This is a genomic window from Pseudofrankia inefficax, from assembly GCF_000166135.1.
GTDB lineage: Bacteria > Actinomycetota > Actinomycetes > Frankiales > Frankiaceae > Pseudofrankia > Pseudofrankia inefficax.
Window position 1 is genome coordinate 2,731,057 of record NC_014666.1, and the last position, 25,125, is coordinate 2,756,181.

Below are 25,125 nucleotides of genomic sequence, written 5' to 3' on the forward strand. Positions count from 1 at the left end.
TCTGGATCCGCCGGTGGTGGGCGGACCTGCTCCCGTGTCGCGGACGCCGGCCCACCGCGTGGCCAGGCGTAACGCCCTGTTGGTTGCTGGCATGGTCGGCTGGGTTTGCGCGGGATGCGGCCGACGCCGGCCCGACGCCCGCTCTTGCTCGCCTTAAGTGATCTATCAATCACCTATGGTGGCCGCATGGCGGGAGCGGCGGACGGCGACCAGATCGGCGAATACCAGTCCGATCCGCTCGCTGACCCTCCGCTTGCTGGCCCTCCGCCCGGAGGCGCTCCGCTCGCCGGACGCGTGCCCCGTCAGGCCGATCCGCGGGACGGTGACCGCCGCGCCGCGCCCCGAGCGGTCGACCCCCCATCGGGCTGGCCCGGCCCGACCGCCGGGGACCTCCAGCCATCGATGGCGCCGGCCGCCGCGGCGGACCCGCCCGTCACGCCAGACCTGCTCGCCGTCTCGGACCCCCCTGCCGTCCTGGACCTGCCTGCCGTCTCGGACCTGCCCGCCTCGCCGGAGCCTCAGCCGGTGCCCCTGGGGCAGGGTGGGCGGCGGCGTCGCGCCCGGATCGGCGGCGCCGTCGTGCGCGGGGCCGGGGAGCTTCTGATCACCCTCGGGCTGGTCGTGGCGCTGTTCCTGGCCTACGAGCTGTGGATCACGGACATCTTCCAGGCCCGGACCCAGAGCCGGCTGCACAACAAGCTGGCGGCCACCTGGGCGGCGCCGGCCCGGCCCGCGGCGCCGGCCCCCCCGCCGCCCGCCGCGCCGCTGCATCCGGCGGTCGGCGAGGGCTTCGCCGAGCTGCACATTCCGCGCCTCGGTGCCGGCTACGCGCCGGTCATCGTCGAAGGCGTCGGCGAAGCCCAGCTCCAGGAAGGCCCCGGCCACTATCCCGGGACCGCGATGCCCGGGGAAATAGGTAACTTCGTCGTATCAGGGCACCGGACCACCTATGGAAAGCCTTTCAACGAGCTTGACGAGCTACGCCCCGGAGACCCCGTTGTAGTCGAGGTATCGGACCGTTACTACGTCTACCGGATGACCAGAGCCGAGGTTGTCGCGCCTACCCGCCTGGACGTCACCTATCCGGTTCCCGAACAGGCCGGCAAGGTTCCGACGGCGGCGGTCATGACGATGACGACCTGCAACCCCAAGTACTCCGCGAAAACCAGGCTCATCGTGTTCGCGAAGCTCGACAAGACCGTCATGAAGGCCCCCGGTGTGGGAGTGCCGTTCGAGCCAGTGGAGGGCTGACCGGTGTACGGCTGGATCTACCGTCATCTGCCGGGTCCGACGCCGGTCCGGGCGCTGTTGGCCCTGCTTCTGGTGGTCGTCGTGGTGACGTTGTTGCTCTTCGTGGTCTTCCCGGCGATTGAGCCCTTCGTCCCGCTTAACGACGTGACGGTTCAGCGCTGAGCGTGGCCGTCCCCGGCCTGGCGGTCTAGCGGGTCCGTCACCCTGGCTCGAATGGTTCCGACCGTCCGCGACCGGGTCGGGCCGGCCGCCGGACGGATGCGCGGTGTGCGCCGACCTGGCAGCCCAGCGGCGAAGAGGCCACTTCGTGGCACTCTCTGGATGCCTGCCTGTCTTTTGCCACGCCTACCAGCAAAAACCCACGGACTAGCGGTCAGCGGCGCCCATCCGGGCAGAATTCCCCCTCCTGATTTCACCTGGGTTCGGATAATCTCCCGAGCCATGCGCGGAGTGGTCGGACGGCGCGGTCCGGTATGAACCGCCCTATCCAGGGGCGGCGACCTGGTCGCGCGTCAACGTATCTACCAGTGGTCCGGGCGATCCGGGCCGCGGGGTTCGCGCTGCCGCAATTCGGGGGTGTCGCTGGCGAGCGGCGCTCACAGCGGTCGGGGCGGCCGGTCAAACATCCGGAATGGTCGCGAACAGTGACGTCTTTGGCGCGCAGGCAGGTGAGCATCATCGTTGGGGGACTGATGCACGGGCAAATCTGGACGACGGCGCCGTGCGCTCGCACGGCGCTGGGTGAGTGCGCGGCGGTCCGATGGTGACCGCGATCGGGACTGGTGGCGGCAGCCCGCGCGACGTCGGCGCGTCCGCGCGGCCAACCGGGCCTCCGGCGGCGGCCGGGGCCGACCGGTCGACCGGTCGGGAAGCCGCCACCCAGCCGACAGACATCACGGAGCTGGCCGCGGGGACGGTGACGACCGAGGGGGGCGGCGCCGTGCCTGGGGCGGTCGCGCTGGCCCCGGGAGCGGGGGACAGCCCGACAGCGCCGATGCAGCGAACCCGGCCGCGGCCGGTCGCGAACCCGGCCTACCCGGTGCCGAGCCCGGTCGGGGCGAGCGCGGGCGGGCTGGTCCGCCAGCCGCGGCTGCCCAGCGCGCTGGCGCCGGGCTGGCTGGTCGCCGGGGTGCGCCGCGCCGTGCGCCGCCGCCCGCGCCGCGACGGTGCCGACGCTGGCTGCGGCGCGCCGCGGCGCCTGGCGGGTGCGGGCACCGCCGCCCGCTGGGCTGGCCCAGCACCCGTGCCGGCGAAGTGGGACGCCCCGGTACATGGCGGCGCGCTGGTACGCCCAGTGTTCCGCGCCGACGGGCCGACCCTGCCCAGTCCGCACCGCCCGGCCCCCCTGGGCGCGACGCACTGCCCGGCGCCGATGGCCGCGCCGGGCCCGGACGCGGCGGCGCAACCGGCGACCGGCCCGCTGCCGCGGCCCGTGGCCGCCGGCTGGCCGACGCCACCGGAGCCGGCGCGGACCCGGCCGGCCACGGCCCTGGTCGTGACGGCGGCCGCGCTGCTGGTGGGCACGCTGGGCGCGCTGGCCTGGCTGGCCGTGCTCGGCGGGTACGGGGCCGGGTGGACCGGCGGCGCTCTCTTCGTCGCCTCGGTGCTGGCGGTGGCGGGCCTGTGCCTGCTGTCGCTGCGCGCCAGGCCGGTGCGCAGCCGGTTCCGCGGCCGCGACGAGCTGACCGGCCTGGCCGGTCGCCGGGCCTTCCTCGACGCCGCGGCCAGGGTGGTGGGCGGCGGCGAGCACCGGGTGCGTGAGGTCGCGCCGGCCGCGCTCGTCCTGGTCAACCTGGACCGGTTCCGGGAGATCAACAGCGTGCTCGGCCACCAGAGCGGCGACCGGCTGCTCGTCGTCGTCGCCAGCCGGCTGCGCGAGCTGCTGCGCCCGTCGGACCTGCTGGCCAGGATCGGCGGCGACGAGTTCGCCGTGTTGTTGCGCGACGCCGGGCCGGGCCGGGCCGAGCTGCTCGCGAGCCGGCTGCGGGACGCGCTGCGGGCGCCGGTGCTGCTCGCCGACCTGCCGGTGCAGACCGAGGTGAGCGTCGGGATCGCCTACGCTCCCGCGCACGGCCGGGGCGCCGCGGAGCTGCTGCGCCACGCCGAGGCCGCGATGTACGAGGCGAAGCTGACCCGGGTCGGGCAGCGCACCTACCAGCGCAACCGGCACACGGCGGCCGCGCCCGGCCGGGCCCGGCTGCGGCTGCGGGCGGAGCTGCGCAGCGCGTTGGAGGACAACCAGATCGAGCTGCGCTACCAGCCCAAGGCCGACCCGCGCACCGGCCGGGTCACCGGCGTCGAGGCGCTGGTGCGCTGGCAGCACCCGCGCGAGGGCCTGCGCGGCCCGGGGGTGTTCCTGCCGGAGATGGAGCAGGCCGGCCTCATGCCGGCGCTGACCCGCCGCGTGCTGGAGCTCGCGCTCGCCGACTGCGCGAGCTGGCGCGGGGCCGGAGCCGACCTGTCGGTCTCGGTCAACGTTCCGCCGTCGGTGATCGACGACACCGGCTTCGCGGCCGTCGTCGAGGACGCGCTGACCCGCCACCAGCTGGAGCCGAGCGCGCTGGTCGTGGAGGTGACCGAAGAGGCGCTGATCACCGTGCGGGAGCAGGCCCGGCGCACGCTGGCCGAGCTGCGGGCCCTCGGTGTGCGGGTCAGCCTGGACGACTACGGCACCGGCTTCTGCTCGCTGGCCTACCTGCGCGAGCTGCCGGCCGACGAGGTCAAGCTCGACCAGATGTTCCTGCGGGACATGCACCGGGACCCCTCCGCCGCCGAGATCGTGCGCTCGACGGTGGCCCTGGCGCACGCGCTCGACCTGAAGATCGTCGCCGAGGGCGTGGAGACCAAGGGGGCGTGGCTGGCGCTGGCCGGCTGGCGCTGCGACGAGGTGCAGGGCTACTTCGTCTCGCCGCCGCTGGCCGGCGGCCGGGTCGTCAGCTGGCTGGAGGACTGGGCCCGGCGGGTCTCCCGGCAGAGCCAGGGTCAGCCGTCGCTGCCCGACCCGGCGGCCTCGGCCCGGCCGGCCTCGACCAAGGCGGCGCCGGCGAAGGCGGCCTCGGCCAAGGTTGACCCGGCCAAGGCCGCCTCGGTCAGGGCGGACTCGGCCAAGGCGCCGCCGGCGAAGCCGAACCAGGCCAAGCCGGGCCAGCCGAGGGCCGGCGGCGGGGCCAAGGCCGGACCGTTGAAGCCCGGCCCGGCCAAGGGAGACCCGGCGCCCGAGGCCGCGGCGAGCCTGGTCGAGCCGACGCCGAGCCAGCCCGGTGGGGACCAGTACCCGGCGGGCACCGACCCGGCGGCGCAGCCGCGCGGTGCTCGGACCGACCTGAGGGCCGCGGCGGCGCGCGCGGGCGGGCGCGGTGGCGCGACGCTGGTCCCGGCGCAGCCGGGCGCCCGGCCCGGTGGCGCGGCGCGGACCCCCGGCCCGCGCCCGCGAGTCGGGCCGCGCAGCCCAGCCGGGTGAGGTGTTCGCGCCGCGATGGCTACCGGCCCGCCAGGTCGTCGATCTCGATGTCGTCGCTCCAGCCGCGGCTGGCCTCGAGGTAGTCGCTGGTCAGATCGTCGCCGTCCCGGTCGACGGCGGTGCCGACCAGGTCGGCCCGTTCGGGCCAGACCCGCGCGGCGGCCCGACGCGGCGGTGGCGCGGCGGTGGCGGCCAGCCGGGGTTCCGGCGCGGCCGTGCCGCCCGGCCGGGGTGGGGGAGCGGTCCAGCCGGTGGTCGGCGTCTCGGTGGGCCGGTTGATCGGGGCCCGCCCGAGCACCGCGCTGAAGACGGCCCGGGTGTGCTCGGCGGGCTCGGTCGCCATCCGGGCCCATTCGGCGGCGCGACGGCGCATCCGGGCGAGGTGGGCCCGGTCGGCGAGCAGGTTGGCGAGCACCGCGGCGAGAGCCTCCGGCGACTCGTCGGCCGGCGTCGCACCGGTGACGCCGTCGACGTAGGCGTCCCGGGCACCCCCGGAGACCGGGCCGACGACGGGGCAGCCGGCGAGCTGGGCCTCGGTCAGCACGATGCCGTAGCCCTCGCCGCTGCGGCCGGGGCGAGTCCTGGTGCACAGCACGAACAGGTCGGCGCCCGCGTACAGGGCGGCGAGGGCCGCGTCGTCCGGCGACTCGACCAGCTCGGCGTCCGTCACCGCGCCGACCGCCCGGCGCAGGCCGTCCGGCGCCGGGCCGCGGCCGGCGACCAGGAGCCGTACCGGCCCGACCGCGCGGCGCACCGCCGGCAGCGCGGCCAGCAGCTCCGGCAGGCCCTTGCCGGCCCAGTCGGCGTCGGCGAGGCGGAAGACGGTCAGCAGCGTCGGCGGCTGCCGCTGCGCCAGGGCGGCGTGCGGCACGGTCGTCGGCTGGGTCTGCGCCTGGCGCGTCTCGGTGGCCCGAGCGGCCCTGGCGCCCGCGGCCAGCAGCGTCGCGCGCCAGGCGGCGGCGAGACCGGGCCGCAGCACGGGGGCCACGCCCACGTCGGCCAGTGCTCCCGCGCTGTAGGAGCTGATCGTCAACGGGTACAGCGCCGGGCGGCGAGCGAGCAGCGCCCGGCCGAACCGCCGGGTCCGCCAGATGTCGGTGCCGTAGAACAGCACCGGTGCTCGCTCGGCCCGGCCGGCCGCGGCGGCCGCCGCGGCGACCGGGATGAGGCTGGGATGGCCGGTGAGGACCGCGTCCAGCGGAGCGAACCGGCGGGCGGCCCGCAACGTGGCGGCGGCGAACCGCAGCTGGGCCCGGGCACCCCGCGGGCGCGACGGCCCGTACAGGTCCAGCCGGTGCACCTCGGCCCCGCCGGCGCGCAGCCGCTCCTCGACCGTGCCGAGGTAGCGTTCCACGCCCCCACCGAGCCCTCCCGACGGGGCGAGCAGCAGGACGCGTGGGGCCCCGGTCTCGGCCCCGATATCGAGACGATGTGTGGAGAGCACGGACGGTGACTCTAAGTGTCCGGTCGTAAGCAGAGTGGAGCCCGGCCCCGGCGCGCCGACATCCCCCGGCCGAACCGGGCTGACCGGCCGCATCCGGTCAGCCGCCGCAGCCACCCCCGCAGCCGCCGCCGCCACAGCCACCACCCGAGTCGCCCCCGCTTCCCGAGCTGGGCGAGGAGAAACCGAGGTGGCGGGCCAGTTCCTGGTCCGCGGCCCACAGCGCGGGCGGGCCGAACAGCGCGACCGCGAGCGCCCGCTGCCCCGGCAGCCCGCCCGAGCGCAGCCCCGCGGACGCCGCCCGCGCCTGGCTGAGCAGCAGCTGGCCGCGCTGGGACGGCGCCGGATAGCGCACGCTCGCCGCGGCGACGGCCGCGAGTACGACGCTCGCCAGCATCTCGAGGGTCAGGAACCCCACCGGGCGGTGCCGGGACGCACCGGCGACCAGCCGGGCGATCCCGAGGGCGAGCAGCGCCACATAGAGCCAGGCGACGCGGCGCGCCGTCCGAGCTCGCTCGCGGGTGGCCAGCGCGCCGAGGGCGAGCAGCCGCTCGCGCATCGCCTCGACGGTCGGGTGGCCGGCGAGCTGCGCCGCCAGCAGCCCGGACCGAGCCCGGCCCGTTCGCGCGACGGCGTCACCGACTGCCCACTCGAACGCGCTGACGGTCCCCGGCGGGGGCGCGCCGACCACGCGCATCGCGCCGCCGATCCGCCCTTCTCTGGCCAGGAGTCCCCGCTCGCTGAGCGAGATGACGGCGACGTCGACCGCGCGCCGCAGGCCGCCGGACAGGTAGGCCAGGTCGTCGGCCGGCAGGGCGGTCGACCCGCTGGGCGGCGGGCCCCCCGGCCCGAGCAACGACTGGCGGGCGATCCAGAACACGGCGGTGACCGTCGCGAGCAGCAGCAGGTACACGCCGGCGAATGTGGGCCCGCTGACGCCCCAGGTGTCACCGGACGACGGGGCGGCGGCGAGCGCCGGCCCGCTCGCCTGCGGGCCCGCCAGACCGACGCTGAGAATCAACGTCACGGGTTGATCGTGACAGGCCGGTGCCCGCCGCGACTACTGATCTTTTCCGCCGCCGTGGTCGCCTGGCCGACAGCGGCTGCTCAGGGCGCCGTCGCGTACCGGGCTTCGAGGTCGCGCTTGAGGAGCTTCCCGGTCGCGTTGTACGGCAGTTCCGTGGCGAAGCGGACATGGGTGGGGACCTTGAAGGACGCGAGGGCGGCGGCGACCCAGCGCTGGACGTCCTCGGCCGTGACGGCGGCGCCGTCGCGCCGCACGACGACGGCCAGCACCTCCTGGCCGAGCTCCCGGTGCGGGACGCCTATGACGGCCGCGTCGGCGAGGTCGGGATGCGCGGCCAGCCTGTTCTCGATCTCGATCGGGTAGATGTTCTCGCCACCGCGGATGATCAGATCGCGCAGCCGGCTCTCCAGGTAGAGCAGGCCGTCCTGGATTCGGCCGTAGTCGCCGGTTCGGTACCAGCCGTCGGCGTCCAGAACGGCGGCGGTCGCGCGCTCGTCGGCCCAGTAGCCCAGGAAGCCGCTCGGCCCGCGTACGCAGATCTCGCCGACCTCGCCGTCGGCCGGCTCGACGCCGTCCGGGCCGACCACCTTGAGCTCGGCGGTCGGGGACGCGACGCCGACCGAGCCGGGCGCGCCCCGCAGCCGGCGGCCACCGATGGTCGCGCCGATGCCGGTGGTCTCCGTCATGCCGTACCCGCCGCCGATCCCGCGACCGGGCAGGTTCCGGTCGATGATCCGGAGCACCTCCGGGGCGAGCGCGGCGCCGCCGCCGCCGAGCCCGCGCAACCGGGACAGGTCGTAGTCCGCCAGCCGCGGATGCTCGACGAGACGCAGGAGCTGGGTCGGCACGCCCGACCAGTTCGTGACGCCGTAGCGGACGGTCAGGTCGAGGTGGACCGTCGGGTCCCACTTCCCGGGCGGCGCGAAGACCAGTGTCATGCCGGTGAACGGCGCGTTGGTCAGCAGCGGGCCGATGCCCGAGATGTGGAAGAACGGCCCGGCGAGGATCGTCACCGGCGGCGTGGCCGGCGCGGGCGCTGCCGGGGCGGAACCAGCCGCCAGCTGGTCGATCAGCGCGCTCGCCGCGCCCCGCAGCGCGGCGTCGGGACTGAAGTTGACCAGCGCGCGGTGGGGGAGCAGCGCGCCCTTCGGCCGCCCGGTGGTGCCGCTGGTGAACAGGATCGCGACCGGGTCGTCCTCGGCCAGCTCCGGGCACAGCGCGAGCAGCGCGGCCGCCGCGGTCTGGGGCGTGTCGGCGGCCGGCTCGGCGGGGGCCAGTGCGGCGAACAGGTCGGCGAAGCGAACGACCGGCTGGTCGGAGGCCTCCTGGAGCCCGTCGAGCCGGGCCAGCCGGCGGTCGTCCCCGAACACGACGACGGGCTCGGTCATCCGCAGCCCGTGGGCGAGCTCAGGACCGGTCCACCAGCCGTTGAGCCCGACGGTGATCGCCCCGATCGAGAGCGCGGCCCACAGCGTCACCGCGTACTCGGCGCTGTTCGCGCCGACGAAGCCGACCCGGTCGCCCTTCTTCACCCCGTACTCGGCGCGCAGCACCGCGGCGACCCGGACGGCCAGGGCCGTGACGTCGGCGAACGTGAGCGTGGTCGCCTCGGCGTCGCCCGGTCCGGTGAAGATCAGGTAGGGCCGGTCCGGGAAGCGGGCGCAGGCGCCGGCGAGGACCGCCGGCAGGTGGGGCGCCCGGCGCGCGAAGACGGTCATCTCGACGCCGCGGACCTGCTCGCGGGTCAGCTCGAACGGTGCCCCGGGGCCGAGCAGGCGCTCCCGGACGGGCGCCGGAAGCAGGTCACCGTCGGGCCACCGAAGCATGGAGCGACTCCTTCGCCGTTCCGGCCGGCCCGCGGGGCACCGCGAACCAAGACGCTAAATGGATACTTGATCCAATCTATTCTGGTCCGGCGTACACATCCAGGCAAACGATTCGTCGACCGGCGGGCGAGGGCTGACCTGCGCGACCGTCCACCGTTCGGCATGGTTACAGAGAGTGCTTGGCCTGATACAAAAGGCCGCATGGCGCAGGGTGGGGTTGTGCTCGCCGGGCGGCGGGGACCGATGCGGTGGCGGGTTGCCGGCCGGCTGGACGCGCGGCTGCCCGAGCTGTGGGGCCGCGACCAGGTCGTCGGGTGGGTGCGTGGGCCCGTCGACGGTTACGGTGGCCCGCTGGCCGGCCGGCTCGCGAACGGGATGTCCTTCGACGTGGCCAGCTGCCGGGACGGCTCGGCGCGGGCCCTCTCGGCGCTGCGGTACCGGGAGCCCGCGCTGGCCCCGGTGTTCGAGGCCGTTCTGCGCCCCGGGGACACCTGCTACGACGTCGGCGCGAACATCGGCGTCTACACCCTGTGGGCCGCGGGCCTGGTCGGCCGCGCCGGGCAGGTACACGCGTTCGAGCCGGTGCCGCCGACCATGGCGGTGCTGCGCGAGATGGTCCAGCGCAACGGTCTGGGCCAGGTGGTTCCGGTCGCCAGCGCGATCGGGGCGACGGTGGGCCAGACCGGCCTGCGCAGCTACCAGGGCGCCTCCGGCCGCGCGCATGCGGTGGCCGACCCAAGCCACGCCGACCACTTCGCCCGCCTGGACACCCTCGACGCCTACGTCGCCCGCCACCGGCCGCCGGATCTCGTCAAGATCGACGTCGCAGGGGCGGAGATCGACGTGCTGCGGGGCGCGACGGAACTGCTGGAGGACCGAGCACCGGCGCTGCTGCTGGAGATGCTGACCTCGCGGGTGGCCCGTCGCGGCGGCACCCCGGGCCAGGCGGAGCTGGTCGGCCGTCTGCTGGACGCCGGCTACGTGCTGTTCAATCTGACCCCCAACGGCGTTGTCGCGAACGGCCGCTTCACGTCCAATGTGCTGGCGCTCGCGCCGCGCTGGGACCGGTTCGACCGGGTGGTCGCGGCCCTGGCGCGGGCTCCCTTCCCACGGAGCCAGCCGATCTGAGCCTGGGCGCGAACGGGCGGCTGCCGCGGCGCCCGTGAGACGCGTGGCGGCGCGAGACGCGGCCCGGCGGTTCGCCGAGGCGCGGGTGGTGCCGGTTCGCCTACCGGCCCCGGTCGCGCCGCGCCAGTGGCACGGATGCCGCTGGCGCGAGGGTCGGGGCATCGGCCGAGGGCCCGCGGGGTGGGCCGGCCTGCGGGCGAGCGCCGACCGGGATCGCGAGCGTGGTCCACGGCGCGGCTGGCACCGGTACGCGGCTGGCCGGCGGGAGCTCGCCGTCGAGCACCTGGTATCCGTGCTCGGCGAGCATCGCCCGCGCCCGCCGGGCGTTCGCCTCGGCCACCGCGCAGATGATGGTCGGGCGGGCCTCGGCGAGCACGCGGCGGGCGCCGGCCAGCGCGAGCAGTTCGGCGCCCTCGATGTCGATCTTCAGTACGTCGGGTGCTGGCGCGTGCGAGAGCAGGTCGTCGAGTGTGACGGTCGGAACCGGAATCGTCGTGCGCACCTTCGCCCGGTGGCCGAAGCCGGCCAGGTGGCTCGTCGCCCGGTTGCGGGTTGCCACGCAGAACTGGCCGATGCCGGTCACGTCGCCGACCGCTGCCGCCAGCACCTCGACGGGCGCCCGGTCGCCCGGCAGCGCCGCCGAGCGGCGCAGCAGGCCGACCAGCCAGGTGTCCGGCTCGACGGCCAGCACGTGGCCGCTGGGACCGGCGGCCGTGGCGGCGGCGAAAGTGGACAGCCCGACGTTCGAGCCGATGTCCCAGACAATCGCGCCCGGCCGCACCGTCTCCCGGATCAGGCCGATGAGCACCGGGTCGATCTGGGTGAGCGTCCCGCGCAGGTGCTTCAGACCGGCCTCGCTCGAGGTGTAGATCCGGGTCTTGTTGTAGGGCGCCGGGAGTCGACGCCGCAGCACCACCCGGTGCGTCGCCCGCTCGGCGAGCGACCCGACGCTCGCCGGGACAGTGGGCGCGTCGAGAACGGCGAGCATCGGTGTGACGGCCTCCTCCACGCCGCGCAGCCAGCGCCGCGAGGACTGGCGCATGGCGTAGCGGGCGTTCCAGCCCGGCGTGACCTTCGCGAGGCCCCGCCCGGTGGCGCCTGCCAGCCCGCCGGACCAGGAAGCCCCGCTCGGGGTGGGCACATGGGCCTGCCCGGCACGGCTCGCGGCGGCCGTCGGCGACATGGCGAGGCTCGTGGCCTGTCGGGTGGTCGAGCGGGATGTTCGGGCCCGGCGCGTCCTCTCCCAGTGCGTCGGGCGAGGCTCGTCGGGGAACGGGCGGTCGGCGGGTGGCAGCGGGCCGATCCCGTCGAGCAGGCCATGCCAGGCGAACCGGCAGCGCGCCAGGCCGCGCCCGCGCAGGAGGTCCGAACCGGCCGACCGCGGCACGGAGCCCAGCGCCAACCACAGCGCGACGGCGACGCCGCCGCGGCCCTGGTGCGCGCGGGCGAACCAGATCCGGTTGCGCGTCGTGAAGTAGGTCATGGCATCGCCGCGCATGACGCCGCCGCCGGTGTGCCACGCCTGGTGCGGGCTGGCTATCACCCGCCAGCCGGCGGCCCTGGCCCGCCAGGCGAGGTCGGCGTCCTCGTAGCCGAGGAAGTAGCGGGTGTCCATCGGCACCTGACGGTGGCACTCGGCGCGGATGAGCAGGACCGTGCGGGTGACGAAAGGGACGTCGGCCGGCCCGTTCGGCGACGAGGCATGGCGGCGGCGCGAGGTCAGCCCCAGCGCGGTGGGCCGCGCGGGGCCGGGATGGATGCCTTCGGGGTCGAGCAGTGTCGGGCCGACGATGCCGACCCCGTCGCGCGCGAGCAGGTCGAGGCAGGCGCCCAGCGTGCGCTCCGGCAGCCAGACGTCGTTGTTCACCAGCAGGTAGGCGTGGCTGTCCGGGCGAGCGGCCGCACCCAGTCGGAAGCCGCCGGCGAAGCCAAGGTTCGCGTGCGGCACGAGCCATTCGGTCGTCGCGGGGAGCCCAGCGGGGCGAGTGGTGCCGTCGTTCGCGACGACCACCACTCCCTCGATCCGGCTCATCTGATCGAGGCGCGCCGCGAGCCGTGCCGTCGACTCGGTCCGGCCCCAGTGCACGATCACCGCGGTCGCGTGGGCCGGGCCCGCGGCACGGCGGTGCCCGGCGACGGCGGTCACCGTCGGCCCGCCCGGTCGCGGCGCCGTTCGCGGGCGCGGGGGTCGGCTCGGCTCGTCCGTCACGGCGCTTCCGGGCGGGTTCATCACGCCGTCACCTCCGGTCAGGAGAGCGAGCCTCGCAAGTAGTGAGTTGAGCGCTACTTTCGGTGATTGAGTCTAGGTCCAAGGGTTCGCGTGCGGAACCCACCTGTCGGGCGTGTCGCCGCCGGGGCCACGTTCCCGGTTTACCGAGACCACTCATGACGGGGAATCACGACCCTGGAACCCTTATCGTCAAGCCTGACCCGGGCGCGGATTGCCGCCGCGCGAACTGGTGGCTGCCACCTGAAACATCTCCTGCCACACGTGCGTTTCGGTGGCGGAGCGCCAGGCAGGGGGCAGTAGGGCTGTTCTGTGCGATGCCGTCAACCCCGGACCGGACTCGTTTCGCGCTGCCATCGCACCTTACCGTGGGCTGTCCAACGGAGCCGGACTTCTGCCATCAGCGTGTCCTCCGTGATTGCGCGGCGGATATCCGCCAGACTCGACGGGGCTAGGTGGAGGACGCGACGTCTTCCCGCTTGGCGCGCCATGGGGCCGACTGGTCTCGCCGATATCGGCATATCGACGGACGACACGGACTAGGAGCGGTAATGGAGCTTACGCACACCGAGTCAACCGACCTGGAGGGGCGTTATCTGGACCTGCTGCGAGAAACCCTCACATTCTCGCTCTGGGAAGGCCGTGACGGCAGGATATGGCGGCCCCACCGTGCGGCGCACCGCGTTCTTTTCCGTCTTCTCGAGGCGCGCGGACTGGAACTGATCCGATACAGCGCCGTCGGAGCGCGTGACGTAGGCGGGGACTGGCCGCGGCTGGCGCACACCATGACCGGAAGCCGCCGGCTGAAGCAGCTTCAGGAGGCGGTCGAGCAGGTACTCGTCGACGACATTCCCGGAGACCTCATCGAAACGGGGGTCTGGCGGGGCGGGTCCGCCATCATGATGCGAGGTGTCCTGGCGGCCCACGGCGTGCCTGACCGGACCGTGTGGGTCGCCGACTCGTTCGCTGGCCTGCCGGCACCAGACCCGACGCGGTGGCCCGACGACGCCGGAGATCCCCACCACAAATGGTCCGAACTCGTGGTGTCCGAGACCGAGGTGCGGGAGAACTTCAGAAGGTACGGCCTGCTCGACGACCAGGTGCGGTTTCTGCCCGGCTGGTTCCGCGACACGCTTCCGACGGCGCCGATCGAGCGGCTCGCCGTACTCCGGCTCGACGGCGACATGTACGAGAGCACGAGCGAGGCGCTGGAGGCTCTCTACCCGCGGCTGTCAGATGGAGGCTTCTGCATCATTGACGACTACGGCGCCGTGGAGGGATGTCGGCGGGCGGTCGAGGACTACCGCAACGCGCACCAGATCGACGATCCAATGATTAAGATCGACTGGACTGGTGTGTACTGGCGCAAGAACGCAGGGGATTCGCGGCGCTGACCGCGACCTCCGCACTTCGAGTCCAGGGTGGCGCCCACTGGGGCGGGGTGGGCCCACCGCGGGTGGCGGTTCGGCTGGCGGCTCGGCCAGTCTGGTAGTCGCGCCTGTCGTCGCGGAATTCTTAGTCGGCGCACATTCGCACCGCTGCTGCGCGGAGTTCCCCGTATTGGTGCGGAATTCCCGGTCGCGCACGGGCCGTCCACCTCGGACGAACAGAACTCGTGGGTGCACAGAACTACCTGAGTGCACCGAGCGGCTCATCGTAATGGTCAAGATCCGTGGTTCTCGGTGTCATTGTCTTGGCGGGTCACTGTTTGGCGGCGATGCTGTCGGCAGGGTGGACCGACTGTGGTGAGGCGGGAGTTGCCTGGGCGGGGACGGGTGGTGCGGGTGTGCCGGTGGCGGGACTGGTGGCCGGTTGGGTGCCGAGGACGGCTCTGAAGACGTTTCGGACGTGTTGTTCTGGTTCGGTGGTCAGCTGGGCCCATTCGGCGCAGCGCTGCCGCATGCTGGCGAGGCGGGCCTGGTCTGAGAGCAGGTCGGTGAGCACCGCGGCGAGTGCTTGCGGGGACTCGTCGGCAGGGGTGGCGCCGGTGACGCCGTCGACGTACGCGTCACGCGCTCCGTACGCCGGCCCGACGACGGGGCATCCGGCGAGTTGTGCCTCGGTCAGGACCAGCCCGTAGCCCTCGCCGCTGCGGGGTGGGCTGACCCGGGTCCGGGTGCACAGCACGAACAGGTCCGCCGCCGCGAACAGTTCGGCCAGCGTGGAGTCGTCCGGCGACTCGACCAGCTGGACGGCCTCCTGCCCTGCGACCGCCTGGCGCACCGCGTCGAGAACCGGCCCCTGGCCGGCCACGACGAGCCTCACGGGGCCGACCTGGCCACGGACTATCGACAGCGCCGCGAGCAGTTCGCGTAGCCCCTTGCCCACCCAGTCGGCGTCGTTGAGCCGAAAGACGCTCAGCACGGTCGGCACGGCGTCCCGCGTTGGCCGCCGGCTGCCCGCCGCGAGCAGGGCCGCGCGCCAGGAGTTGGGAATACCGGGCCGCAGCACCGGCGTCATGCCGACCCGGGCCAGCGCTCCGGAGCTGAAGGAGCTCACCGTCACCGGGCGCAGGGTGGGATGCAGGGTGAGGATCGCCCGGTCCACTGTTCTCATCGCCCAGATGTCCGTTCCGTGGAACACGATCAGGCCGCGCCGCGCCTTGGCCAGCGGCACCGCCAGCGCGGCCACGGGGATGAGGTTCGGCAGACCGGCGAGGACCGTGTCGAACGGGCCGGACCGCACCGCGACACGCAGCGCCGCGGCCGTGAACCGCAACCGGGAGCGAAGAGTCAGCGAGTTCCCCGGGCCGCGCAGGTCGACCCGGTGCACCTCGGCGCCGCCGGCCCGCAAGGCCTCCTGAACGGCGTCGAGATAGCGCTCGATACCGCCGCCGAGCCCGCCCGACGGCGCCAGCAGCAGCACACGAGGACGACGAGTCGCGGGCTCGGTATCGATGCAACGCTTAGACATCACGGCGGTGACTCTAAGTGTCCAAACATCGAGACCGTGGAGCCCGGCCCCGGCGCGCCGACCCCGCCCAACCCAATCAGGCCAACCGGACGCAAGCGGCAGGCCCCACCTAGGGTTCGCCGTGTGGATCTTCTGAGCACCCTGGCACGGTCCGGCGCCGGGCAGGGCCCGATTCGCTGGCGACTCGCCGATCGGCTGGCAGCGAACCTTCCCGACGTGCGTGGTCACGACCGCGTCGTCGGGTGGGCTCGGGGGTCGAACGACGAGTACGTCGGCCCGCTGCGTGGCCGGTTCGCCAACGGCATGCACTTCGACCTCGACAGCTGTCGAGACGGGTCGGCACGCGCGTTGTCCGAACTGCGTTACCGTCCGCCGGCGCTGGCCCCGGTGTTCGCCGCCGTGCTCGGGCCCGGTGACTGCTGCTACGACGTCGGCGCGAACATAGGCGTGTATGCCCTGTGGGCCGCGGGTCTCGTGGGCACGTCCGGGCAGGTGCATGCCTTCGAGCCGGTGCCGGACACGATGGCGGTTCTGAGCGCGATGGTCCGGCGCAACGGGTTGTCGCAGGTGCGGCTCGAGTCCTGCGCCGTCGGCGCGACGGTCGGCGAGATCGGCATGCGGGTCTATCGTGACGCCTCCGGCCTCGCCCATCCGGTCGCCACTGGATCCGCCGACCACGTCGCGACTCTGACCACCCTCGACGCGTACGTGGAGCGGCACCGGGCCCCCGATCTCGTCAAGATCGATGTCGAAGGCTTCGAGATCGACGTACTGCGCGGCGCTACGAATCTGCTCAGCACCCGGTCGCCGGCGCTGCTCCTGGAGATGCTGCCCGCGCACCTGACCCGCCAGGGCCGAAGCCAGGCGGAGCTGGTCGCCACGCTCGCCGAGCTTGGCTACATGATCTTCAACTTGACCCCGCAGGGCCTGGCCATGCAGGGCCTGTTCACGTCGAACGTGCTGGCGATCACGCCACGGTGGGAGCGGTTCGACCGGGTGGTCGCGGCACTCGAACGCACGCCGTTCCCGCGGAACCAGACGACGTGACCCGAGCCAAGCACCGGGTCTCCCGCAGGAGCGGCGGATACCTGGCCTCTGTCGGGTCCACCGCGGCGACGAGCGTCGCCATCAGCGGGCTGGGCGCGGCGGGCGGCCTGATCCTCGCTCGCTACCTCGGGCCAGCCGGGCGCGGTACCTACGCCGTGATCATGTCCTACATGCTGGCCGCCGCGACCATCGGCGAGTGCGGCCTGACCTACGCCGTCTGCTACACAGCGGCGCGGGACCGTCCCGGCGCCAGGGACGCCGTCCGCACCGGCGGGACCATGCTGTTGGGGCTGGGGCTCTTCGTCGGCGCGGCGGGCATCGTGGTCGCGCCCCTGGTGGTCCACGATCGCGCCGCGGTGACGGCGTTCCGGGTGGCCTTCGCCGCCCAGCCAGTGGTCTTCGGCGCCTCGGCCTGGATCTTCGCGCTGCAGGCGACCCGGATCGGCAGCTGGAACGTGATCCGCGTGCTTCAACCGGTCGCCTATTCCGCCGCCGTGGTCGCGCTGGCCCTCGCCGACCTGCTCAGCGTCGGGCGCGCGGTGCTCTGCCTCGTCGGCTCGATGGTCCTGCAAGCCATCGCGGCCGCGGCGTTGTGTCGTCAGGCGCTTCCCGGGCGGGGCCGGCTGCGCCGCTCCATCGGCAGGGATCTGGCCGGTTACGGCGGCGCCACGATGATCTCGTCGGTCTCGTATCTGCTCAACACCTCTCTGGATCTGCTCCTGCTGGCGGTGCTCGTCCAGCCCGCCCAGGTGGGGCACTACGCGGTCGCGGTCTCGATGGCCATGCTGCCTCAGCCGGTGTGCGCCGCGTTCGGCAACGTCGCGATGCCCCGTCTCGCGGCCGGGAGACCCGCCGTCGCGGGCGGCTCGGCTTCCGGGGCCGACCGCCGGGTCGTGCTGGCTGCCGTGGGCGCGAGCCTCGCCTTCGGAGTGCTGTGCATCGGCGTACTCAGTGCCGCGGCGCCACTGGCGGTGCATGTGATGCTCGGACAGGCCTACGCGCCGAGCATCGGGCTGTTCTGGCTGCTCGCGCCGGGCGCGGCGGTACTCGGCTGCAACCGGGCGATGGACGACGTCTTGCGCGGGCTCGGGCGGACCCTCCCGGTGGCCCGCTGCGAGTGGACCGGGACGGTGCTGACGGTGGCGCTGCTCGCCACGCTGGTGCCGACGATCGGCGTCGCCGGCGCCGCGGTCGCCTCCAGCGTCGCCTACCTCGTCACCTTCGTCCTCCTGCTCCGCGTAGCGCTGCGGTCTGTCGGCATCACGGCCAGGTCCGTGCCGGCCAGGCTGCGTCGGGCCACCGGACGGGGCCGCCTGGAATGGGTCGCCGTCCCCTCCGATTCGGGAAGAGGTAACGCATGAAAGACGCCGGCCTCGTGGCGGCACCCGTGACACCCAGGGGTACACGCACACCGGCCACGGCTCTGACCCCGGTTGGCGGCGCGGTCCGGGTGGGCGTGATCGGGCCCATCGGCGGTGACAGCTTCGCGGAGAACATCCTTGCCTGCCTGCCTGACGTCGGCGCCTACGGGGTGCCGCTCGGCCCGGCTTTCCCGCAGCCGGCCAGCCGGCCCGTCGCGGCGACCCTCGATCTCGCGCGGCGAGCCTCCGACCGCCTCGGGCTTGCCTACCAGCGCCGTCTGGTAGCGGCAGCCGAGGGTGCCGGAGTCAGTGTGGTGGTCTCGGTCGACCTCAACCTGCTACCGGCCACGGTGCGCGAGCTGCGCCGACGAGGGGTCCGGGTGTGTCTGTGGTTTCCGGACGCCGTCGTCAACCTCGAACGGCAGCGGATGCTGCTCGGTGACTACGACGCGCTGTTCTTCAAGGACCCGCTTCTCGTTCGCCGGCTGGCCGATGTCCTGGAACTGCCGGCGCACTATCTGCCGGAGGCGTGCAACCCGGTCCGCCACCGTCCCCCAGCCACCGTTCCCGACCTGCCGTATGTGGTGTTCGTGGGCCACGTGTACAGCGCCCGTGCCCGGCTGATCGGGCAGCTCCTCGACCGCGGCGTCGACGTGCGGATCTACGGCCCGGCGATGAGCCGCTGGCTTCGTGACCCGCGGCTGGTCCGCCACCATGCCGGGCGCTATGTGGCCGGTGAGGAGAAGGCCGCTGTGTTCCGCGGGGCGTGTGCTGTGGTCAACGCCCTGCACCCGGCGGAGATGCAGAGCGTGAACTGCAGACTGTTCGAGGCGACAGGCTGTGGGGGCACCGTCCTGTGCGAGCGTCGGGACTCGCTGCCCGGTCTGTTCGATGAGGATCGCGAGATCCTCGCGTTCAGCACCTTCGACGAGTTGCTCGATCGGATCAAAGGGTGCGTGGACGACCGGGCGGCGGCGCGTGCCGTCGGCGATGCCGCGTCGCGGCGCAGCCATGCCGAGCACACGTATCAGCATCGGCTCACCGCGTTGCTCGAGGCCGTCCTGTGACCGCCGTCGGCAGCTATGAGGTCCCGCTGGCTCAGGCGGTGTCTCCCAGGTCGGGAATCTCGTCGAGGCCGAAGGACACCGCGTCTGGCGGGCGCGCGTCGGCGGTGTGGACCATGGCCGCCGCGGTGGCGATTGGCCTCTGGGTGATCGACTTCGTCGCCGCCCCGGCTGTCTCCGACCGGGTGGTACTGCGCTCCATCGCCGTCACGGTTGAGTACCTGGCCCTCATGGCGTTCATCGGTGACCGCTATGGCCGCAGTCTGCGCCAGTTCCAACTCGGACCGTGGTACCTGCTGAGTTCCGCCGTCACCATGGGGCTCGCGTCCATTGCGTGGCGGAATCCGCAGGATGGCTTTCTGGCCACCATCGACCGGTCGAGCGTCGCGCACGCGCTCGCCATTGTCGGCCTGGCCGCGCCGTTGTGGGCGATCGGCTATCTCGTCGGTCCCGGCGTGGTCGCCCTTCGTCTTGGACACCGGCTGGCCGCGGTCGCGACCTTGGAGCGCGACGGCAGAGGCGGCGGCGTGTGCCGCCCGAACGCCGTGTTGGTCCTCTCGGGTGTGTCCGTCGTGGCGCGCGTCGCCCAGATCGCCCTCGGACAGTTCGGCTACCTGGCCGACCCGTCCAAGGCTGTGAGCGGCTCGTCGTGGTACGCGCAGATCCTGGTGGAGACCGGTAGCCTCGGCCTCGCCGCGCTGGCCATCGCGTCGGTTGAGCTGGCACGGTTCGGCGGTGTCCGGCGGCGGACGATCTTCCTGGTCCTGCTCGGGACGGAGATCGGCTTCGGGCTGCTCAGCGGGATGAAGGGACAGTTCGCCTACACCCTGCTCGCGGTGTGCCTGAGTTTCACGGTGGCCCGCGGACGGTTGCCGCTGCGCTGGCTGCTTGGCGCCGCGGCCGTCTTCCTGCTTGTCGTCGTGCCGTTCAACGCCGCGTACCGGGACATCGTCCGCAAGCATGGAGAGAACCTGTCGGCACCGGCGGCGGTCGCCGCCGCCCCGCAGGTCATCGTCCAGACGGTGGACGGCGGCACCGGCGGCACCGGCGGCACCGGCGGCAACGACAACGGTCAGTCATCGTCGGGGTCCGTCCTCAGCTCGACCGTCATCGACCGCGTCCGGGCTGTGGACAGCCTCGCCGCCGTTGTCCAGAAGACCCCGAACATGGTGCCCTACCGGAGCGTCTTCGAGCTGGTCACCGACCCGGTGCTCGGTATGGTCCCGCGCGCGCTCTGGCCGGACAAGCCGGTCCGGACCGCCGGCTACACCTTCAACCAGGAGTACTACGACACGCCCGCGAACCTGTACAGCTCGGCCGCGATCTCGCCGCAGGCGGACCTGTTCCGCCATGGTGGGCTGCTCGTGCTGCTCCTCGGGTCCGCCCTCATGGGCGCCCTCTACCGGTTCGTGGACGAGACCCTGTACCCGGCGCGCGACCTGCGGCTGACCGCGTTGTACGTCTCGCTGTTCACGTTGCTGCTGACCTCGGAGACGACTGTGACGGACCTTCTGGTGTCGCTGCCGATCAAAATCGTCATCGTGGTCGCCGCCTGCCGGTTCGCGTATTTTCGGCCACCAGCGAGGGTTTAGGTCTCCGTTATGGAATGGCGGGTCGCACGAGCCCGGATTCGTAGGCGTAGACCACGGCTTGGACCCGGTCGCGCAGGTTGAGTTTCGCCAGTAGGCGGCTGACGTGGGTTTTTACGGTTCCTTCCGTCACGTAGATCCGCGCGGCGATCTCGGTGTTGGACAGGCCGCGGGCGATGAGAACCAGTACCTCACGTTCGCGTTCGGTCAGCGTCTGCAGGTCGGCGGGCGGGGTGATCCGTGCGGGCCCGCTGCCGAGATAGCGCTCGATGAGCCGGCGAGTCACGCTGGGCGCCACCACCGCGTCGCCGCGGGTCACCACCCGGATGGCCGACAGCAGATCGGTCGCCAGGGTGTCCTTGAGCAGGAAGCCGCTGGCGCCGGCCTGCAGGGACGCGTGGACGTATTCGTCGAGGTCGAAGGTCGTCAGGATCAGTATTCGGGTGTGGTTGGCGCCGTCAGCGGCGATGCGACGGGTCCCCTCCACGCCGTCGACGTCGGGCATGCGGACATCCATCAGGACGACGTCCGGTTGAAGCTCGGCGGCGAGGGTAGCCGCCTCGGCGCCGTCCCCCGCCTCACCGACGACCAGCATGTCCGGCGCGTTGTCCACGATGAGCCGGAAACCGGTCCGGACCAGAGCCTGATCGTCGGCGAGGAGTACACGGATCACGCGTGCCGTCCCTGGACGGGAAGGGCGGCCCGCACGACGAACCCGCCCTTGTCGCCGGGCCCGGCCTCGAGGTCGCCGCTGAGCAAGGTCACCCGCCGACGCATGCCCCGCAGCCCGTTGCCGCCACCCGCGACCGTGCCCTCGCCATCGTCGCTGACCTCGATTCCGACCTCGGTGTCGCGGTAGGAGACGACGACCTCCGCGCTCGCCCCTGCTCCGGCGTGTTTCACGACGTTGGTCAGCGCTTCCTGCACGATGCGGTACGCGGACAGGTCCACGGCCGACGGCAGCATGGTGGCGGTCCCCTCGACGCGCAGGCGCACCGGCGTCCCCGCTGCCCGTACCCGGGTCAGCAGGCCTGGTAGCTGGGTGAGGCCGGGTGGTGGATGCCAGGCGTGCTCCAGGTCGTCGAACGCGGTAAGCACGCGCCGCATGTCCGCGAGGGAGTCGCGCCCGGTCGTGACGATCGTCCGCAGGGCGCTGCGGGTCGCCGCGGGATGGCTGTCCAGCGCGGCCTCACCGCCCTGCGCCTGCACGACGATCAAGGCCAGACCGTGGGCGACCACGTCATGGACCTCGCGACTGATCCGCCCACGCTCGGCGGCCACCGCGAGCGCGGCCCGCTGGTCCCGCTCCCGTCGCAGATCCTGAGCACGCGCCTGCAGCTGCGCGAGGTACGCGCGCCGGTTCCGGTCGCCGGCGCCGACGGCCCATGCGGCGATCAGAACGGATCCGAGTACGGACGGCGCACCCCAGATGTGGGCTCCATCGTGGTGGCAGGCGGCGCCGCCCGACTGTGCGGAGGCGGCGTCACGATGGCACACCTGGAGAGCCACCGTGGCCACCGAATGGCCAGTGAGGGTGCCGTATGTCAACCAGACCGTGCCCAGCAGCAACAGCCCACCCAGCACCGGCAGTGACACGCTCCGCGGGTACCGGGCCGCGACCGTGGCGAGCAGGATCGGCACCGCCAGGTCCACAACCGTGGGAGGGACACCCGCCGCCAGCCGCGCCGCGGCCGCCAGCACACACAGAAGGAACATCGGCATCGGCCAGCGCCGCCGCAGCGTGACCCCGACCATGGTGAGCGCCGCCGCGACCCACCACACCCACACGACACCCGGCCCGCTCGACCCGCCACCGGCAGGCCGGCCGGCCATGGCGTGGACCAGCGCGAGCGGGTCGTTCGCCAGCACACACACCACGAACAACGCGGACGCCAGTGCCGCGTCCTGCGGCACAGGTAGGTGCGTCCAGGTGCGGAGAGCGGACGCCACGCGAGCTGCCATGATCAACAAGTCTACGGGCGGAGCCTGGGGCAGCGCGTCTGTCAGCCGAGGGACGTGGACGGGTCGCGATACCTCTCTCGGCAGACGCGGCCGTATATCTCTCGGCAGACGCGGCCGTATAGCCCTCGGCAGACGCGGCTATGAGGCCTGAGCCAGACGCGGGTCTCGGCCGTGTCACGACAAGCTCGTCCCGTGAATCACACGATGGAGAACGATCAAACCCCTGGCGTCGACCGGCGGGGATTTCTGCGGCGGGCGGGCCTGGCCACCGCCGCCGGCGCGGTCCTGCCTTTGCTGGCCACCTCGGGATGCGCGCCCGCCGCGGCGGCGGATTCGCCGGCCCCGAGCGGTGACCCCGACCAGCTGTTCAAGGCGGGCGATTTCGCCGGGGCCGAGCGCGGCTACACGCAGCTGCTACACAACGATCCCGACAACGCGCACGCCGCGGCGCAGCTGGGGTACATCGCTCTGCTTTCCAACCGGTTCCCCAGCGCCGAGCGCTACCTGAGTCAGGCCTTCCGCCTGGCGCCCGGCGACGCTCTCTCGAAACTACGACTCGCTGACTGTTTCGTACGCCAGGACAAGCTGGCCCGCGCCGTGCCACTGCTGCCAGACGCCACCGCGGCCCAGCTGGCCGCCATCACCGGCACACCGTATGAGGTTCATGGCGCGCAGGTGAGCCGCGCTCCCTTTCTCGATGTCGATCCACTGCCCCACCTTGAGGCATCCGTGAACGGGAAACCGGGAGTCTTCGTCCTTGACACCGGCGCCTTGCCGCTCACAGTCACCACCGACGCCGCGACCGAGGCAGGCCTGCGCGCCGTCTCCTCATCAACGCTCACCATCAACGGCAGGACCTCCACCGTTCAGCACGGCGTCGCCCCGTCGTTGCGGATCGGACAGCTGGAAGTCCGCCAGGTGCCGGTCAGCTGGACCGACCAGCTCGCGACTTTCCCGAACGGCCTGGTCCCGACCGGCACGATCGGAACCCAGCTCTTCTACCACTTCCTGACCACGATCGACTACAAACGGCGGGCACTCATTCTGCGACAGAGGACAGCCGCCCAGCAGCGGGCGTTCCGGGCCGAGGCCGCCTCCGCCGGTATCCGCCCGCAGCCACTGTGGCTGGCGGGCGACCACCTCCCCTGCACCGAAGGGAAGCTCAACGACTACGGACCTCGGAAGGCGGTCATCGACACCGGCGTTCTCGCGGCGGGCCTGAACACCAGCGTGGCGAACGCCCAGCGGGCCGGCATCACGATCGACTACGACCACCCTGGTCAGGTCAACGGCGGGGCAGACGTCGTGTATCCGATCACTGTGAACCAGATGCGTATCGGGGACGCGGTCCGCCGGCATCTTCCCGGCAGCGCGGCCGGGAAGATGCCGTGGGACGGCATGACCCAATTCGACACGATCGGCAACTTCACCCACGAGTTCTTCAAACCCTTCGCCGTCACCTTCGACTACGTCGGCATGAATCTCTTCGTCGGCTGACACCCCGCGGGCCCGGATCGGCGGGGTGCGGCCGACCGGAGCCGCGGACCGAGCCCGGAACAACCTCCACGACAGCCTGCGCGGCTCCAGGCAGCCAGGCCTTACCGCAGCAGATCGAGGTGGTCGGTCGTCGGGAACTCATCGTGACCGGACGCCATGGCCGCTGAGCGAGCAACCGGGTCGGTGCCGGCCCGCTGGCCGGGCACCGCGCCCGGCCGCGGCGAGCCGGCGGCTGGCGAGGACGGCGACGGCAGGAGATCGTTGCGACTCAGCAGGGCGACGGTCTCGGCGAGACCGACGACGTTGTCCGCCGAGCTGTACTCGCCGGCCAGCTCGCCGGTCGGCGACGGCTCGCCGATCTCCGGCAACATCGGTGAGATCACGTAGTACTGCCCGTCACCGCGGGTCCGGTGGCACTCCTCCTCGGAGACCATGACCTCGTGCATCTTCTCGCCGGGACGCACGCCGACGACCTCCACCGGTATGTCCCGGTCACCGATCAGCGCGTGCGCGATGTCGAGGACGGTCGCGGCGGGTGTCCGCGGTACCAGGATCTCCCCGGGCCGTCCGCGGCGGATCGAATGGAAGATCATGTCGACGGCTTCGTCCAGGGTGACCAGGAACCGGGTCATGTCGGCGACCGTGACCGTGACCGGCCCACCGCGGGCAATCTGGTCGAGGAACAACGGGATCACCGAGCCGCGCGAGGCCAGCACGTTGCCGTAGCGCACGCCGACGAATCGGGTGCGCCCTGACCGCTCGCGCACGCCCACGTTCGCCGCGATGAAGATCCGCTCCTGTAGCGCCTTGGTCATGCCCATGACGTTGACCGGCTTGCAGCACTTGTCCGTGCCGACGCCGACGACGCAGTCCACCTGGTAGCCATGCTCGGCCACCGCGCGCACGATGTTCGACGCGCCCGAGCAGTTCGTCAGGATGGCCTGGTCCGGGAAGTACTCGCACGCCGGCACCTGCTTGAGCGCGGCCGCGTTCACGACGATGTCCGCGTCGCGCACGCACGCGGCGACGTCCCAGTAGTTCCGGACGTCGCCAAGGCGGAATTCCAGAATCCGGTCGAAGTTCCGGTAGATCGTCTCGTCCGTCGTGACCCGCTGACGCAGGTAGGCCAGCCGCATCGCGTGCTGCTTGGCCTCGTCCCGGGACAGCACGATCACCTTGGCCGGCACCCCGGCCTCGCCGGACAGGATCCGCCGGATCAGCACCTGTCCCAGCGACCCGGTGCCGCCGGTTACCAGAATGCGCCGGCCGGAGAGCATCCCGGCACTGTCCGTCGCATTTGACGCGCTCTCAGCCATCGCGGTGTCCTCCATG

18 protein-coding genes are annotated in these 25,125 nt (G+C 72.7%); 10 read left to right on the forward strand and 8 right to left on the reverse strand.

Translation table 11 applies throughout. The features are described 5' to 3' along the window. Positions 1–402: 402 nt before the first annotated feature. The 3 genes from FRAEUI1C_RS11100 to FRAEUI1C_RS36145 all read left to right on the forward strand — a co-directional run bounded on the left by FRAEUI1C_RS11100 (position 403) and on the right by FRAEUI1C_RS36145 (position 4,711). Positions 403–1,251: a class E sortase gene (locus tag FRAEUI1C_RS11100; protein WP_157734902.1), complete on the forward strand. Its 849-nt coding sequence runs from the start codon at positions 403–405 to the stop codon at positions 1,249–1,251. A 3-nt stretch (positions 1,252–1,254) separates the two neighbouring features. Then, positions 1,255–1,413 (forward strand): hypothetical protein, encoded by a 159-nt coding sequence (locus FRAEUI1C_RS40180; RefSeq protein ID WP_013423390.1) that lies wholly within the window; start codon positions 1,255–1,257, stop codon positions 1,411–1,413. Between the two features lie 598 nt (positions 1,414–2,011). Then, the gene (locus FRAEUI1C_RS36145; protein WP_013423391.1) at positions 2,012–4,711 is read left to right on the forward strand and encodes a bifunctional diguanylate cyclase/phosphodiesterase; all 2,700 of its coding nucleotides are present in this window, start codon (positions 2,012–2,014) and stop codon (positions 4,709–4,711) included. A gap of 19 nt (positions 4,712–4,730) precedes the next feature. Here the strand turns inward: FRAEUI1C_RS36145 and FRAEUI1C_RS11110 are convergent, their stop codons facing one another. The 3 genes from FRAEUI1C_RS11110 to FRAEUI1C_RS11120 form a co-directional block, all read right to left on the reverse strand. Then, on the reverse strand, positions 4,731–6,248 hold the full coding sequence (locus FRAEUI1C_RS11110) for a glycosyltransferase (RefSeq protein WP_013423392.1): 1,518 nt from the start codon (positions 6,246–6,248) through the stop codon (positions 4,731–4,733). Between the two features lie 4 nt (positions 6,249–6,252). Then, positions 6,253–7,179, reverse strand: a complete 927-nt coding sequence (locus FRAEUI1C_RS36150) for a TIGR04222 domain-containing membrane protein (protein ID WP_013423393.1) — start codon at positions 7,177–7,179, stop codon at positions 6,253–6,255. A gap of 80 nt (positions 7,180–7,259) precedes the next feature. Further along, positions 7,260–9,005, reverse strand: a complete 1,746-nt coding sequence (locus FRAEUI1C_RS11120; RefSeq protein WP_013423394.1) for a class I adenylate-forming enzyme family protein — start codon at positions 9,003–9,005, stop codon at positions 7,260–7,262. Positions 9,006–9,206: 201 nt separating this feature from the next. Between FRAEUI1C_RS11120 and FRAEUI1C_RS11125 the strand changes: the two genes are divergently transcribed. Next, a complete protein-coding gene (locus FRAEUI1C_RS11125) occupies positions 9,207–10,133 on the forward strand; it encodes an FkbM family methyltransferase (RefSeq protein ID WP_232425385.1) in 927 nt (308 codons plus the stop codon). 100 nt (positions 10,134–10,233) lie between these two features. Here FRAEUI1C_RS11125 and FRAEUI1C_RS40910 read toward each other — a convergent pair whose 3' ends face one another. Next, a complete protein-coding gene (locus tag FRAEUI1C_RS40910; RefSeq protein WP_013423396.1) occupies positions 10,234–12,363 on the reverse strand; it encodes an FkbM family methyltransferase in 2,130 nt (709 codons plus the stop codon). Positions 12,364–12,911: 548 nt separating this feature from the next. On the opposite strand from FRAEUI1C_RS40910, the gene FRAEUI1C_RS11140 reads away from it, so the two are divergent. Then, positions 12,912–13,754, forward strand: a complete 843-nt coding sequence (locus FRAEUI1C_RS11140) for a TylF/MycF family methyltransferase (protein ID WP_013423397.1) — start codon at positions 12,912–12,914, stop codon at positions 13,752–13,754. A 307-nt stretch (positions 13,755–14,061) separates the two neighbouring features. Here FRAEUI1C_RS11140 and FRAEUI1C_RS11145 read toward each other — a convergent pair whose 3' ends face one another. Then, entirely contained in the window at positions 14,062–15,225 is a 1,164-nt protein-coding gene (locus FRAEUI1C_RS11145) for a glycosyltransferase family 4 protein (protein ID WP_232425386.1), read from the reverse strand. 171 nt (positions 15,226–15,396) lie between these two features. Here FRAEUI1C_RS11145 and FRAEUI1C_RS11150 point away from each other — a divergent pair, with 171 nt between their 5' ends. From FRAEUI1C_RS11150 to FRAEUI1C_RS11165, 4 genes are all read left to right on the forward strand, one after another. After that, the gene (locus tag FRAEUI1C_RS11150; RefSeq protein WP_013423399.1) at positions 15,397–16,320 is read left to right on the forward strand and encodes an FkbM family methyltransferase; all 924 of its coding nucleotides are present in this window, start codon (positions 15,397–15,399) and stop codon (positions 16,318–16,320) included. Beyond that, positions 16,317–17,681, forward strand: a complete 1,365-nt coding sequence (locus FRAEUI1C_RS11155; RefSeq protein ID WP_013423400.1) for a lipopolysaccharide biosynthesis protein — start codon at positions 16,317–16,319, stop codon at positions 17,679–17,681. Before FRAEUI1C_RS11150 ends, FRAEUI1C_RS11155 begins: the two co-directional genes overlap by 4 nt. 95 nt (positions 17,682–17,776) lie before the next feature. Then, the gene (locus FRAEUI1C_RS11160) at positions 17,777–18,748 is read left to right on the forward strand and encodes a CgeB family protein (RefSeq protein ID WP_232425387.1); all 972 of its coding nucleotides are present in this window, start codon (positions 17,777–17,779) and stop codon (positions 18,746–18,748) included. 113 nt (positions 18,749–18,861) lie between these two features. After that, positions 18,862–20,337, forward strand: a complete 1,476-nt coding sequence (locus FRAEUI1C_RS11165; RefSeq protein ID WP_198318744.1) for a DUF8712 domain-containing protein — start codon at positions 18,862–18,864, stop codon at positions 20,335–20,337. Between the two features lie 7 nt (positions 20,338–20,344). Here FRAEUI1C_RS11165 and FRAEUI1C_RS11170 read toward each other — a convergent pair whose 3' ends face one another. Then, on the reverse strand, positions 20,345–21,007 hold the full coding sequence (locus tag FRAEUI1C_RS11170) for a response regulator (protein WP_013423403.1): 663 nt from the start codon (positions 21,005–21,007) through the stop codon (positions 20,345–20,347). Then, positions 21,004–22,296, reverse strand: coding sequence for a sensor histidine kinase (locus FRAEUI1C_RS11175; RefSeq protein ID WP_063747982.1), 1,293 nt, complete (start codon positions 22,294–22,296; stop codon positions 21,004–21,006). Before FRAEUI1C_RS11175 ends, FRAEUI1C_RS11170 begins: the two co-directional genes overlap by 4 nt. Positions 22,297–22,500: 204 nt before the next feature. Between FRAEUI1C_RS11175 and FRAEUI1C_RS11180 the strand changes: the two genes are divergently transcribed. Then, positions 22,501–23,793 (forward strand): pepsin/retropepsin-like aspartic protease family protein, encoded by a 1,293-nt coding sequence (locus FRAEUI1C_RS11180; protein WP_013423405.1) that lies wholly within the window; start codon positions 22,501–22,503, stop codon positions 23,791–23,793. A gap of 101 nt (positions 23,794–23,894) precedes the next feature. Here the strand turns inward: FRAEUI1C_RS11180 and FRAEUI1C_RS11185 are convergent, their stop codons facing one another. Beyond that, on the reverse strand, positions 23,895–25,109 hold the full coding sequence (locus tag FRAEUI1C_RS11185) for a polysaccharide biosynthesis protein (protein ID WP_013423406.1): 1,215 nt from the start codon (positions 25,107–25,109) through the stop codon (positions 23,895–23,897). Positions 25,110–25,125 lie beyond the last annotated feature (16 nt).